At 74.9% G+C, this 13316-nt stretch carries 14 protein-coding genes; 6 read left to right on the forward strand and 8 right to left on the reverse strand.

The genetic code is table 11. From position 1 onward, the window contains the following. Positions 1 to 9: 9 nt before the first annotated feature. The gene (locus tag E4A51_RS12085; protein ID WP_134851881.1) at positions 10 to 846 is read right to left on the reverse strand and encodes a hypothetical protein; all 837 of its coding nucleotides are present in this window, start codon (positions 844 to 846) and stop codon (positions 10 to 12) included. A gap of 121 nt (positions 847 to 967) precedes the next feature. Between E4A51_RS12085 and E4A51_RS12090 the strand changes: the two genes are divergently transcribed. Beyond that, positions 968 to 1609 carry a zinc ribbon domain-containing protein gene (locus tag E4A51_RS12090; RefSeq protein ID WP_206120040.1) on the forward strand — a complete coding sequence of 214 codons (642 nt, stop codon included), beginning with the start codon at positions 968 to 970 and terminating at the stop codon, positions 1607 to 1609. Positions 1610 to 1718: 109 nt separating this feature from the next. Here E4A51_RS12090 and E4A51_RS12095 read toward each other — a convergent pair whose 3' ends face one another. Continuing rightward, positions 1719 to 2549 carry a Bax inhibitor-1/YccA family protein gene (locus E4A51_RS12095; RefSeq protein WP_134851882.1) on the reverse strand — a complete coding sequence of 277 codons (831 nt, stop codon included), beginning with the start codon at positions 2547 to 2549 and terminating at the stop codon, positions 1719 to 1721. Between the two features lie 248 nt (positions 2550 to 2797). On the opposite strand from E4A51_RS12095, the gene E4A51_RS12100 reads away from it, so the two are divergent. Further along, on the forward strand, positions 2798 to 3763 hold the full coding sequence (locus tag E4A51_RS12100; RefSeq protein ID WP_134851883.1) for an ABC transporter ATP-binding protein: 966 nt from the start codon (positions 2798 to 2800) through the stop codon (positions 3761 to 3763). Beyond that, on the forward strand, positions 3760 to 4617 hold the full coding sequence (locus tag E4A51_RS12105; RefSeq protein WP_134851884.1) for an ABC transporter permease subunit: 858 nt from the start codon (positions 3760 to 3762) through the stop codon (positions 4615 to 4617). Before E4A51_RS12100 ends, E4A51_RS12105 begins: the two co-directional genes overlap by 4 nt. A gap of 106 nt (positions 4618 to 4723) precedes the next feature. On the opposite strand, the gene E4A51_RS12110 is transcribed toward E4A51_RS12105, so the two are convergent. Further along, positions 4724 to 7873 (reverse strand): efflux RND transporter permease subunit, encoded by a 3150-nt coding sequence (locus E4A51_RS12110; protein ID WP_134851885.1) that lies wholly within the window; start codon positions 7871 to 7873, stop codon positions 4724 to 4726. A 199-nt stretch (positions 7874 to 8072) separates the two neighbouring features. Between E4A51_RS12110 and E4A51_RS12115 the strand changes: the two genes are divergently transcribed. Beyond that, a complete protein-coding gene (locus E4A51_RS12115; protein WP_134851886.1) occupies positions 8073 to 8960 on the forward strand; it encodes a siderophore-interacting protein in 888 nt (295 codons plus the stop codon). 270 nt (positions 8961 to 9230) lie between these two features. Further along, positions 9231 to 9692 (forward strand): PLD nuclease N-terminal domain-containing protein, encoded by a 462-nt coding sequence (locus tag E4A51_RS12120; protein ID WP_134851887.1) that lies wholly within the window; start codon positions 9231 to 9233, stop codon positions 9690 to 9692. A gap of 109 nt (positions 9693 to 9801) precedes the next feature. On the opposite strand, the gene E4A51_RS12125 is transcribed toward E4A51_RS12120, so the two are convergent. The 3 genes from E4A51_RS12125 to E4A51_RS12135 all read right to left on the reverse strand — a co-directional run bounded on the left by E4A51_RS12125 (position 9802) and on the right by E4A51_RS12135 (position 11979). Then, a complete protein-coding gene (locus tag E4A51_RS12125) occupies positions 9802 to 10710 on the reverse strand; it encodes a M23 family metallopeptidase (protein ID WP_070319584.1) in 909 nt (302 codons plus the stop codon). Then, a complete protein-coding gene (locus E4A51_RS12130; protein WP_134851888.1) occupies positions 10707 to 11219 on the reverse strand; it encodes a helix-turn-helix transcriptional regulator in 513 nt (170 codons plus the stop codon). Before E4A51_RS12130 ends, E4A51_RS12125 begins: the two co-directional genes overlap by 4 nt. A 97-nt stretch (positions 11220 to 11316) precedes the next feature. Continuing rightward, the gene (locus E4A51_RS12135; protein WP_134851889.1) at positions 11317 to 11979 is read right to left on the reverse strand and encodes an NAD(P)-dependent oxidoreductase; all 663 of its coding nucleotides are present in this window, start codon (positions 11977 to 11979) and stop codon (positions 11317 to 11319) included. Positions 11980 to 12054: 75 nt separating this feature from the next. Here E4A51_RS12135 and E4A51_RS12140 point away from each other — a divergent pair, with 75 nt between their 5' ends. Next, positions 12055 to 12465 (forward strand): helix-turn-helix domain-containing protein, encoded by a 411-nt coding sequence (locus E4A51_RS12140; RefSeq protein ID WP_134851890.1) that lies wholly within the window; start codon positions 12055 to 12057, stop codon positions 12463 to 12465. Here the strand turns inward: E4A51_RS12140 and E4A51_RS12145 are convergent. Together E4A51_RS12145 and E4A51_RS12150 are read right to left on the reverse strand one after the other, a co-directional pair. Then, positions 12449 to 12631 (reverse strand): hypothetical protein, encoded by a 183-nt coding sequence (locus tag E4A51_RS12145; RefSeq protein ID WP_134851891.1) that lies wholly within the window; start codon positions 12629 to 12631, stop codon positions 12449 to 12451. The genes E4A51_RS12140 and E4A51_RS12145 overlap by 17 nt on opposite strands. Then, a complete protein-coding gene (locus tag E4A51_RS12150; protein WP_134851892.1) occupies positions 12624 to 13286 on the reverse strand; it encodes a DsbA family oxidoreductase in 663 nt (220 codons plus the stop codon). Before E4A51_RS12150 ends, E4A51_RS12145 begins: the two co-directional genes overlap by 8 nt. Positions 13287 to 13316 lie beyond the last annotated feature (30 nt).

Consider the following 13316-nt stretch of genomic DNA (forward strand, 5'->3'; position numbering starts at 1 on the left):
CCGATCCTCTCATCGTCCCGGGAGCGGCAGGGGTGCGCCGACCAGCTCCTCGACCTCCGCGAGGTCCACGCCCTGGCCCCACTGCGAGAAGAACGTCGTCGCGGTGCCCGAGTACGTCTGCCCGTCGCCGCCCACGGCGTCGCCCGTGACGTCCATGCGGACGGTCGGGCCGGCGACGTCGGTCCAGACGACGAGCTCGGTGGTGGTCGCGGGGATCGCGGCGACCGGCTGGAACGGGGCGTCGGCGCGGATCGGCCACAGCGTCGTCGTCGTGCCGTCGGCGAGCTCGACCTCGGTGCGCTCCCCCACGGTGAACCCAGGGGCCGCCGTGATCATCGCGTAGGTCATCTCGGGCGAGCTCGTGGCGCGGTAGAGCTCGACGCCGTCGGCCGCGAGCATCTGCTCGGTCGACCCGCCCGGGTCGGCCTGCACCCACGCGCCGTCGGTCGACAGCCACCCGGTGTCGGGCGTGACGGCGACGGTGGGCGCGCCGTCGCGCGTCCCGATCGCGTAGAGCCCGCCGTCGACGAGCGCCCAGCGCTGGTCGGCCACGTGGTCGGCCTGGTGGATCTCGAAGCGGCCGCTGCCGGCGGCGCGGACGAAGTCCGTGAGGCACGCGGCGAGGTCGGCGCTCGCGATCTGCGCCCCCGTCTCCAGCGTGATCGCGGCGCACGACGCGGGCACGACGGGCCCGGCGGGCGGCTCGGGGGACGCCGCGGGCGAGGCCCCGGGCCCGCCGCCGGCGGCGGGCGTGGACGTGCTCGGCGACGCACCGGGCGCACCGCTCGCGCACGCGGTGAGCAGCAGCAGGAGGGCGAGCACGGGGGACGTGCGGGACGGGCGCATGCGGAAGGTTCCTCCGTGCGGGTGACCTGGCGGGGACGTGACGATCCGTCGGTTAATCTCGCCGAGCGCGGTAGGCGCGTCAAGAACGGGTGGGCGGGTCCACCGCCGACGAGGAGCGAACGTGACCGAGGCAGTGCCGTTCACCGACAACGTGCGGGACCTGTCCAACGCCGACGGGTACCAGTTCGAGTTCCGCTGCGAGCGCTGCGGCAACGGGTACCGCTCGGCGTTCCAGCGCGACCTGCGCGAGACGGGTCAGAGCCTGGCCCGAGGCCTGGGCAACCTGCTGGGCGGGCGGTTCTCGCAGCTCAGCAGCGCGGCCGACAGCCTGCTCGACCGGGGCACGAACTCCGCGGCCAAGGACCGTGCGATGCGGCAGGCCGTCGGGCAGATCGCGGACCGTTTCCACCAGTGCCGCGGCTGCGGCGACTGGGTGTGCGGCGACGTGTGCTGGAACGACGAGATCGGGCAGTGCGTGCGCTGCTCGCCCGTGCTGTCCGAGCAGCTCGCGCAGCTGCAGGCCGAGGCGCGTCGCTCGCAGATCACCGAGCGGCTCGCGACGACCGACCTCACCGCCGGCATGGACCTGCGCACGCAGTCGATCGCGCGCTGCCCGTCGTGCGGCGCGCAGTCGGGCGGCGGCAAGTTCTGCCAGGAGTGCGGCGGGTCGCTCGCGGCCGAGCGCACGTGCACGTCGTGCTCCGCGACCAACCCCGTGACGGCGAAGTTCTGCAGCGAGTGCGGGACGCCCTCGGGCCCCTGACGCACCCCTGACGCGCCTGGAGAGGCACGCACGGACGTGCCCACGACGTGACGACGCCCCGCCGACCCGGAAGTCGTCGGGGCGTCGTCGTACCCACGCTGTCCGCGTGTCAGTCGCCGCGGAGGATCGCCAGCAGGCGCAGCAGCTCGAGGTACAGCCAGACGAGCGTGACGATGAGGCCGAACGCGGCCGACCACGCCATCTTCGCGGGTGCGCCCTGGTCGACGCCGCGCTTGATCGCGTCGAAGTCCATGATCAGACTCGCGGCCGCGAGGCCGACGGCCAGCAGGCCGATGCCCACGCCGAGCAAACCCGAGCGCAGCGGGCCGTACATGCCGTCACCCACGCCGAAGAGCATGAGGCCGAGGTTCAGCAGCGAGTACACGAGGTACCCCGCGATGCCGATGAGCACCGCGCGCTGGAACTTGGGCGTGACGCGCACCTTGCCCGAGCGGAACAGGAACAGCGACACCGCGAACACCGACAGCGTCGCGAGCACGGCCTGCCCGACGATCCCGTCGTAACGGGTCTCGTAGACGGCGCTGATGCCGCCCAGGAACATGCCCTGCGCGACCGTGTACAGCGTGATGAGCACCGGGCTCGGGTTCTTCTTGAACGCGTTGACGAGCCCGAGCACGAGGCCCGCGAGCGCGCCGACGATCCACAGACCGGGTGCCAGGGTCCACGTCGCGGCGCCGACCACGACGAGCAGCGCGAGCAGCCCGCCCGTCTTGACGATGACGTCGTCGTACGTGAGGCGGCCCGTGTCACGCGGGGTCGCGGTGGGCGCGTCGTACATCTGCTCGAGCGTGACGGCGTCGGCGGCCTGCGCGCCGGGCGTGCCCCACGCGGGCGCCTGCTGGACGCCGCCCTGCTGGCGGCCGCGCTGCTGGCGCGGGTCCCCGAACACGGGACTGTTGCTGAAGACGGGGTTGGTCATGCGGCTCTCCTGGTCGTGGCCGGCCGGGGAAGTTCTGTCGACGTGGATCACAACGTAACCGGGGTCCCGCGCGTTCCCCACCGGGCGGGAGAAGGACGTGCGGCGCGCGGATCCTGCGACCTGCGACGTCGGGACTCGTTCTCGCGGATGAGGCCCGGGGGCCCAGATCGGTCGCCGGACGGTGCCGCCGCGACCCCTCGCGGGCATAGCGTCGTCGCCGTGAGCACAACGCGAACCCAGGGGACGTGATGATCGAGGCGCACGGACTGACCAAGAGGTACGGCAGCAAGACCGCCGTCGACGGCATCAGCTTCACGGTGAGGCCCGGCCGCGTGACCGGCTTCCTCGGGCCCAACGGCGCGGGCAAGTCGACCACGATGCGCATGATCGTCGGGCTCGACAAGCCGACGGCCGGCACCGTCACGGTGCAGGGCAAGCCGTTCGCGCGCTCGGCCGCGCCGCTGACCGAGGTCGGCGCGCTGCTCGAGGCGAAGGCGGTGCACCCAGGCCGCTCGGCGCGCCAGCACCTGCGGGCGCTGGGCGCGACGCACGGCATCGGGAACAAGCGCGTCGACGAGGTCATCGAGCTCGCCGGCCTGTCCGCCGTCGCGAAGAAGCGCGTCAAGGGCTTCTCGCTCGGCATGGGCCAGCGCCTCGGCATCGCCGCCGCGCTGCTCGGCGACCCGCACACGCTCATCCTCGACGAGCCCGTCAACGGCCTCGACCCCGAGGGCGTCGCGTGGGTGCGCGGCCTGGCCAAGCACCTCGCCTCGGAGGGCCGCACGGTCTTCCTGTCGTCGCACCTCATGAGCGAGGTCGCGGTCACCGCCGACGACCTGCTCGTGATCGGCCGCGGCAAGATCGTCGCCGCCGGCCCCGTGAGCGAGATCGTCTCCCGTGCCACGACGACGACCGTGCGCGTGCGCAGCCCGCACGCGTCCGAGCTGGCCGCCGCGCTGTCCGGACCGCAGGCCACGGTCGACGCGATCGAGCCCGGCCTCATCGAGGTGCACGGCCCGTCCGCGGCCGAGATCGGCGAGCTCGCCGCGGCCTCGCGCTACGTGCTGCACGAGCTGACGCCCGTCACCGGCTCGCTCGAGCAGGCCTACATGGCGCTCACGTCCGACGCGGTCGAGTACCGCTCGGGCGTCGAGGGCGCCCCCGCCCCGGCCGTCGCCCCCGCCGGCCCCGCGACCACGGAGACCCCGCGATGAGCGCCACCGCCACCTCCCCCGCACCCGCCCGCACCCGCACGCCGGCAGCCCGCGTGTCGTTCCCGCGCGTCGTGCGCTCGGAGTGGATCAAGCTCTGGACGGTCCGCTCGACGTACTGGGTCATCGGCATCACCTTCGTCGTGATGCTGCTGCTCGCGTGGGCCATGGCCGCCGCCTTCTCGATGATGGGCGTCAACGGCGAGGAGCCCGCTGCCGGCTCCGCCTCGGTCGTCTACGCTGCCCTCGGACCCGCGCAGATGTTCGCTTCTCTGACGCTCGTGGTCGTCGCGGCGCTCGTGGTCACCGGCGAGTACGGCACCGGGCAGATCCGCTCGACGCTCACGGCGGTGCCGACGCGCCTGCCGGTGCTGTGGGCCAAGGGGCTCGTCGTGCTGGTCGTCTCGTTCGTCACCGCGGCTGTCGGCACGGGGCTGCAGCTTCTGCTCGCGGGCGCCATCCAGCCCGCGATGCGGCCCGACTGGTCCGACCCGGAGATGCTGCGCGTCGTGGCGGCCACGCCGCTCTACATCGCCACGGTCGCGCTGCTCGGGTTCGCGCTCGGTGCGCTGGTGCGCAACACCGCGGCGACGATCACCATCGTCATCGGGTTCGTCCTCGTCATCGAGAACGTGCTCGCCGCCGTCCCGTGGAAGCCTCTCGAGTGGGTGCGCCCGTTCCTGCCCGCGTCGGCCGGCGCGCGTGTCACGTCGCCCCAGGAGTACCTCGACATGGCCGGGGAGATGTCCCGGCAGGCCGTGAACCTCAGCCCCTGGGAGGGGTACGCGGTGCTGGTCGGGTGGGTCGTGCTGCTGGTCGCCCTGGCGGCCGTGCGGCTGCGCACGCGCGACGCCTGAGGGGGCGTCCGCGCGACACCGACGCGGCGCACCACCGTCCTGGAGGGGGACGGCGGTGCGCCGCGTTCGTGCGTCCGGGGACGTCTGAGTCGGGACCGCGAGACCGTCAGGCCGCGTGCGCGCCGTGCGTGCCCTCGGCCCCGGCCCGCGCCTCGCGACGCGCCGCCCGGCGCGCACCCGCCCGCAGCCGCGCGCGCTCGACGAGCGTGTAGAGCACCGGCACGAGCACGAGCGTCAGCAGGGTCGAGGTGAACAGGCCGCCGATGACGACGATCGCGAGCGGCCGCGAGATGAACACGCCACCGCCGGTCAGGCCGAGCGCCATCGGCACGAGCGCGAAGATCGTCGCCGCCGCGGTCATGACGATGGGCCGCAGACGCTTGCGGGCGCCCTCGGTCACGGCCTCGTCGAGGTCGCGCCCCCGCTCGCGGTACTGGTTGACGAGGTCGACCAGCACGATCGCGTTGGTGACGACGACGCCGATGAGCATGAGCACGCCGATCAGCGCCGGGACGCCCAGCGGCGTGCCCGTGACGAGCAACCCCACGAGCGCACCGGTCGCCGCGAACGGCACCGACACCATGAGGATCACGGGCTGCAGCAGCGACCGGAACGTCGCGACCATGACCACGTAGACGATCGCGATCGCGATCAGCAGCGCGAGCCCGAGGTCGGAGAACGCGTCGGCCTGGTCGGCCGCGACGCCGCCGACCTCGACGCTCGCGCCCGCGGGCACGTCGACGTCCTCGAGCGCGGCGGTCAGGCGCTGCGTGAGCGCACCGAGGTCCTGGTCCGCCGGGGTCGCCGACACGGTCGCGGCGCGCTCGCCGTCGATGCGGGTCGTGGACACCGGCACCTCGACCTGCGCGACGCTCGCGACGGCCGTCAGCGGCACGACCCCCGTGGGCGTGGGCAGCACGAGCTGCTCGAGCTCGGCGACGCTCGCCGGCGCGGGCAGGGTCACGACCGTGACGTCGAGCGGGCCCGCACCCAGGTCGACCGTGCCGACGGGCTGCGGCGACATGAGCCCCGCGACGGTGCCGACCACCTGGGTCTCCGTGAGCCCGGCCGCGGCGGCCGCCGCACGGTCGACCGTGACCTGCACGGTCGGCTGGTCGGCGGCGAGGTCGTTCGTCACGTCGGTGGTGCCCTCGACGCCCGCGACGACGTCCCGCACGCGGTCCGCGAGCCCCGCGAGCTCGTCGGGGTCGTCGGACTGCACGACCACGTCGACGGTCGAGGACCCGAACGCCGCGTCGGCGCCGGCCACGACGACGTCGCCGGGGGTGCCGTCGGGCAGGTCGGCGACGGCCGCGCGCACGTCGTCCGTGACCGCGGCGTTGTCGGAGCCGGCGTCGAGGGTCAGCGCGAACGTCGCGCGCAGCGCGCCGCCACCCGAGAACGCGGCCTCGATCCCGCCCGCCGAGCCGACCGTGGTCTGCACGGTCTCGACGCCGTCGACGTCGGCCAGCGCGTCCTCGACGACGCGCGCCGCGGCGTCCTGCGCCTCGAGCGACGTGGCCGGCGGGAACGTCTGCGTGACCGTGAGGGTGTCCTGCCCGGCGTCGCCGAGGAAGTTCGTCTCGAGCCGGGTCGCGAGCCCGAGCGTGCCGCCGAACACCACGAGCGCGGCGACGATCGTCACGACGGGGTGCGCGAGCGCGCCGCGCAGCGTCGCGAGGTACCCGCGCTGCATCCACGAGCGGCGCTCCTTGGCCTCGGCCTCGGCGCGCACGCGCTCGGCCTGCGCCGGGTCGGCCGCGTCGGCGCGCACGAACCAGTACGCGAGCACCGGCACGATCGTCAGCGACACGAGCAGCGACGCCGCGAGCGCGATGGCCGTGGTGAACGCGAAGGGCCGGAACAGCTCGCCGACCATGCCGCCGACCAGGCCGATCGGCAGGAAGACGGCGATCGTCGCGACGGTCGAGGCCGTGATCGCCGCGGCGACCTCGCGCACGGCCGTGACGATCGCGTCGCGCTTGGGCTCGCCGTACGACAGGTGCCGCTTGATGTTCTCGATGACGACGATCGAGTCGTCGACCACGCGCCCGATCGCGATGGTCATCGCGCCGAGCGTGAGGATGTTGAGCGAGTAGCCGGTCAGGCGCAGCCCGATGAACGTGACGAGCAGCGACAGCGGGATCGACACCGCCGACACCAGGGTCGAGCGCAGCGACGCGAGGAACAGCAGGATGACGACGACCGCGAACAGCAGCCCGAGCCCGCCCTCGGTGGCCAGGCCCTCGATGGACTCCTCGATGAACGGCGCCTGGTCGAACACGACCGCGACGTCGACGCCGTCGCCGAGCTGCGCGCGCAGGTCGTCGACGGCCTGCTGCGCGCCGTGCGACACGTCGACGGTGTTGCCGGCCGGGGTCTTGGTGAGCGCGACCGCGAGCGCGGGCTCGCCGTCGAGGCGCGAGAAGCTCGTGGCGGGCACGGGCGCGACCACGACGTCCGCGACGTCGCCCAGGGTCACCGGCCCGGCGGCGCCGAGCAGCGGCAGCGCGCGCAGGTCGTCGACCGACGTGATCGGCGAGCCCGCCTGCACCGAGAGCGTGCGGTCGCCGTCGTCGACCGTGCCGGTGGGCAGCACGACCCCGTTGTCCTGCAGCACGGTCTGCACGGCCGTGGGCGACAGCCCCACGGCGGTGAGCGCGGGCAGGTCGAGCGTGATCGTCACGGCCTGCTCGGCGACGCCCGTCACGGCGACGTCGCGCACACCCGGCACCTGCTCGAGGCGCGGCGCGACGACGTCCTGCACGACGCGCGCGAGCGCGGCCTGCGGGTCCTCGCCCTCGCGCACGTCGTCGGGCGTGCCGGCGACCGCGAGCTGCACGACCGGGAGGTCGTCGATCGACCCCGTGAAGACGCTGGGCTCGACGCCGTCGGGCAGGGACGAGCGGATGCGGTCGACCGCGCGCTGGATCTCCTGCGCGCGGGCGTCGACGTCGACGCCGTACGTGAGCTGCACGGTCGTCGTGGACACCGAGGTGGCGGACGTCGAGGTCACCGACTCGACGTCGTCGACGGACGACAGCGCCTGCTCGATCGGCTCCGTGAGCTGCTGCTCGACGAGGTCCGGCGACGAGCCCGGGTCGACCGCGACGACCACGGCGGTCGGGATCTGCAGCGACGGGATGAGCTCCTGCTTGAGGGAGCCGAGGCTGAACCACCCGAACACCGCGATGGCCACGGTGACCAGCGCGACGACGGAGCGGTTGGCCAGGGACAGCCGGGCGAGGCGGGACACGGTTCCTCCGGGGCTCGCCGGCGGGCCGGCGGGGACGTCGACGGCGCGGGCACGTCGAGGGTACGGCGGTGCAGGGACGTCGGCACCAGTCTGGGCAACGGCCGCCCCGGGCGAGGGGTTCCTGACGCGGTGACGTGGTCCGCCTCACACCCGACGCCGACCGCCAGGTGCGGGCGACGCCCGAGGTTAGGCTCGCCTCATGAGCACCACCGGCCTGGCCGCCCTGCCCGTCGCCCCGACCGGGCGCCCCGCGCCCGTCCTGGGCGAGGTGGTGCGGACGGAACGGCTCACGCCGCACCTCGTGCGCGTCGTGCTCGGCGGGCCGTCGCTGCGCCCGCTGACGGCGCCGACGTGCGCGGACTCCTACGTCAAGCTCGGCTTCGTGCCCGCGGGCGTGCTCGACGACTGCCCGCTCGCCCCGGACGGCCGGGTCGACCTCGCGGGGCTGCGTGCGCTGCTGCCCGCGGGCGTCCAGCCCCGGCAGCGCGCGTACACGGTCCGCGCGTGGGACGCCGCCGCGCACGAGCTGACCGTCGACCTCGTCGTGCACGGCGACGAGGGCCTCGCCGGGCCCTGGGCGGCCGCGGCCGTCCCCGGCGACCGTGTTCTCGTCCACGGCCCTGGGGGTGCCTGGGACCCGCGCCCCGGCGTCGACGCGCACCTGCTGGTCGGCGACGCGAGCGCGCTGCCGGCCGTGGCCGTCGGCCTCGAGCGGCTGCCGCGCGACGCGGTCGGCACCGCGTTCGTCGAGGTGCACGGCCCGGACGACGAGATCGCCCTCGACGCGCCCGCGGGCGTCACCGTCACGTGGCTGCACCACGGCGACGCCCCCGCGGGCTCGACGCTGCCGGCCGCCGTCCGGGCCTGGGCCTGGCCCGCCGGCCGGGTCGGCGCGTTCGTGCACGGCGAGGCGGGCGCGGTCAAGGACCTGCGCGCCTACCTGCGCACCGAGCGCGGCGTCGCGCGCGAGGACCTGTCGATCTCCGGCTACTGGCGCCTCGGTGCCGACGACGAGGGGTGGCGCGCGGGCAAGCGCGCGTGGAACGCGCAGATCGAGGCCGCGGAGGCGGCCGCGGGACTCGCCTGAGGCACCCGCCCCACCCGGACCGGGAACGGACCGCCGAGCGCGGTACACCCACCGCCCGTCGGGACCGGATCGGCCAAGACCGGACCGGACCGCGAGTGCGGCACACGTTCCCCGAGTGCGGCACACGTGTCCACCGCGCTCGGCGGACGAGTACCGCACTCGCGGTGCCGGGCACCGGTCGAGCAGCGCGGGCGAGCCGCCGTACGCCGGACGCCGCCCCCACCGGGGCGCTACGGTGCTGCTTCCCGTGACACCTGCCAGGAGGCCTCGATGCTGCGCGCCCTGCCCGTGATCGTCCAGGTCGCCCTGCTCGTGTACTGCCTGATCGACTGCCTCCAGTCCGACCCCGACCGCGTGCGCAACCTGTCGAAGGGCTGGTGGGTCGTCCTCATCGTCGTGCTGCCGATCGCCGGGGGCGTGGCGTGGCTCGTCGCGGGACGGCCGCTCACCCCGCGCACGCACGTGCCGTGGCCCTCGACGGCGACCGTCGGCTTCCCGGAGCACGAGCGGCCCCGCCGGTACGGCGACGACGCGGCCGCGGAGGAGCGGCGGCGCGCCGAGGAGCGACGGTCGGACGAGCTGCACGAGCAGATGCTGCGCGACTGGGAGGCGCAGCTGCGCGCCCGCGAGCAGAGCGCGGCCGGCACGTCCGAGACGACCGGCGGTGAGCAGGGCTCGCCCGGCCCGCACGGAGCGGCCGGCGACGACGGCGCCGGGCCAGGTCGCGTCTGATCTTGACCCTCCGGGCCGAGCCGGGTCGCGTCCGATCCGCGTCAACCCCGACCCGCGTCACTCGCAGCCGCGCCGCCTCCGCCCGTGACCGCCCCGGGATCGGCGCACCTCACATCTCGACGACCTGCCCCGCGGCCGGGAGGCCGGGCGTGATCTCGGTGCGGACGGTCGTCGCGCGGGACGGGTCGGTGACGTCGGGCAGCACGCGCGCGTCGCGCCACCGGAACGGGATGCCGGCCGCGCGCAGCGGCTGGGGGCGGTCCATGAGCTGCACGTGCAGGTGCGGCTCGCTCGAGTTGCCGGAGTTGCCGACCTCGCCCAGCACGTCCCCGGCGGCGACGCGCTGCCCGGGCCGCACGCGTGCGCTGCCGCGTCGCAGGTGCGCGACCAGCGAGAACACGCCGTCGCCGTGGTCGAGCACCACGTGGTTGCCGACGACGGCCGAGGGGCCGCCGAGGTCGCGCGTCGCCTCGACGGTCATGAGGTACGCGAGCGCGGGCCAGGACGTGCGGCCCCGGTGGTCGCGCCGGCCGTCGACCACGCGCACGACCGTGCCGTCGGCGACCGCGTGCACGGGACGGCCGAACGAGGGGAACGTCTCGGGCCGGGGGAAGCCACCGCGCCACGGGACGGTCGCGGGCGTCCCCGGCGGGCTGGGCAGCAGCACGTCGATCGCGTACGTCTGGCCGTAGGCCCGGATGCCGTGGCTCGGCACCTGGTCGGCCGGGCTGTTGACGACGGTCCAGCGGCCCCGCAGCGGTGACGCGACCTCGACGGGGTCGCGCTCGACGCGTGGCGGCCGGACGAACGACAGACCCACGAGGACCGCGGCGCCCGCGAACCACACCACCGGGTGCGGGTCGAGCACGCGGCCGACGACGATCCAGGCGAGGACGCCCCAGAACCACACGGGCATGAGCCCCGCGACGGCGCGTCGAGGCCCGTCGAGCGGCGCAGTGCGGGACTCGGAGCGGGGCTCGGGACGCGACCCGGCCCCGGTCGGCGGTGCGGCGCTCATCGGACCGCCGCCAGCAGGGTCGTGAGCAGCGGGACGAGCCGCTCGGCGGGCACGACGTGCTCGCCGCCGGCCGCCGCGCGCAGCCAGCCGGCCGCCTGGAGCTGGCGCAGGTGGTGGTACACCTGACCGGTCGAGCCCACGTCGACCGCGTCGGCGAGCTCGCGCGCCGTGCGGGCGCCGTCGAGGACCGCGCGCAGCAGCGCGAGCCGCACGGGGTGCCCGAGCGCCGCGAGCACGGGCGCGAGGTCGGACCAGTCGGCGGCGAGCAGGTCGTCGGTGGTCAGCGCGTACTGCCACCGGGCCTCGTCGCCCGCGGGCGTGCGGACGTCGCCGACCATCATGACCGCGCCGCTCGACGCGGGGCGGTCGACGCGGGCCGTGAGGCCCGTGAGCGCCCAGAACCGGTCGTCGGCGTCGGTGTCGAGGGGCGGGGTCGTCGTCGTGGGCGCGGCTTCGAGCGCGGCGACGCGCTCCTCGAGCGCGGCCACGCGCGCGAGCAGGTCGTCCATGCACCCAGGCTACCGGAATCACGGAATTCCGAAATTCCTCCAGGGCTGGGGCGGCCGCCGCGCCGGGTGGTCACGGACGGCGGCCCCGGCGGAGCGGTCAGCCTCGGGCGCTCCAGACCAGCGGGGCCTGACGGACCCAGGTGCCCTGCTCGACGACGTCGACGAGGAACCCGGCGAGGTCCCGGCGGTCGACGAACGTCGCGGGCTTCTCGGCACCCCGCACGGCGGCGCGCAGGGGCCCCCGCGCGGGCTTGTCGGAGAGCGCGACGGCGCGGGCCAGCGTCCAGTCGACGTCGGACGCCCGCAGCAGCGCGTCGACGCCGGCGTGGTCCTCGAAGCCGGCCTTGATGTTCGAGATCGCGATGAGCCCCCGCATGACCGGGTTGAGGTGCGCGCGGTCCTCGGCGACGCCCTGGGTGGAGGTCGCCACGAAGCGCGTGATGCCCTGCTCGGTCATCACCGCCAGGGTGGCGCGCGCGGCGTCGGTCATGAAGTGCGGCGGGCTCACGGGCCTGGCCCACGGGTTGTCCGACGCGCGGGCGTTGTTCAGCACGCTGATGACGGCCTCGGCGCCTTCCGCCGCCCGGCGGATGTCGTCGATGTCGGCCGGCGTGCCCGCGACCAGCTCGACGCCGGCGGGTGCGTCGAGCGCGGCAGGGTCACGGACCAGGGCGCGGACCCGGTGCCCGCGGGCGGCGGCGTGGGACAGGACGTGGATGCCGGTGCGGCCGCTGCCGCCCAGCACGAGCAGGGTGCTCATGGGGGGGGTTCTCCTGTGGTGTCGTAAGAGTTACTGTTGGTGCGGTAACGGTCGGATCGGTAGGTAGGGATGGGGATGGCGACGCAGCGGACGATCGCGGGCCCGTGCACGGCGTGGCCGGAGGACAGCGCTTTCATCCGGGAGGTGCTGGACCGGATCGGTGACAAGTGGACGGTCCTGGTCGTCAGCACGCTGGGCGCGGGCCCGCTGCGGTACTCGGACCTCCAGGCGAGCGTTCCCGGGATCTCGCAGCGGATGCTGACCGTGACGCTCAAGGAGCTCGAGCGCGACGGCCTCGTGACCCGGACCGCGTACCCCGAGGTGCCGCCGCGCGTGGTCTACGAGCTCACGGACCTCGGCCGGTCGCTCCTGGCGGCCGTCATGTCCTTGGCGGGGTGGGCCGCCGAGCACCACGGCACGATCGCGGCGCACCGCCGCGCGCACGCGACCACGGGCGTGGGGCGGGCGGCTACGCGGGCGGGTTGACCCCGACGGGCCGCTCGCCGCCGGCCGACGCACCCGGACCGCTCGGGGCGTCGGCACCGGACGGCTCGTCCGGCCGGGCCGGGAGCGCGCAGGCGCCCGCCTCGGGGTCGCACATCCCCGCGGGCTCTCCCGCGACCACGAGCAGCGGGCGCACCGGCTCAGCCACGGACGTCGACCTTCGCGGCGACCTGGTCGAGGACCTGCCCGTACGTCTCGACGGACTGCGCGCCGGGCACCGCGACCTGCCGGTCGACGACCACGAACGGCACGCCCGTCAGGCCCAGCGCCGCACCCTCGGCGCGGTCCGCGTGCACGTCCGCGGCGTACTCCGTACCCGCGAGGACCTGCCGCACGCGGTCGCCGTCCAGGCCGACCGACTCGGCCACGTGCACGAGCGCGTCGGGGTCGAACGGGTCGACCGTCCCGGCGAAGAACCGGTCCTGCAGCGCCGAGAAGAAGGCCGTCCCCAAGCCCTGCTCGTTCGCGAGGTGCAGCACGCGGTGGACGTCGAACGTGTTGGCGTTGAGGCGGTCGAGCGAGAACTCCAGGCCCTCGCTCCGCGCGAGCGCCTGGATGCGCCGCTCGGCGTCGCGCACCACCGTCGCGTCACCGCCGTGGGAGCGGATGAAGGCGCTCTCGATGGTCTCCGGCTCACGGGGTGAGCCGGGGTTCAGCTCGAACGACCGGAGCCTGACCTCGAAGCGGTCGGCGTCCGGCCGTCGCTCGATCGCGGCCTGGAGCCGGTGCTTCCCGACGTAGCACCACGGGCACCCCAGGTCGGTCCACACCTCGACGACCACGGGCCGGTCCTGCTCACGCATCTGCCACTCCCCTCGTCATGCCGCACTGTC

Origin of the sequence: Cellulomonas sp. HD19AZ1 (genome assembly GCF_004535805.1) — a bacterium.
Classification (GTDB): Bacteria; Actinomycetota; Actinomycetes; order Actinomycetales; family Cellulomonadaceae; genus Cellulomonas; species Cellulomonas iranensis.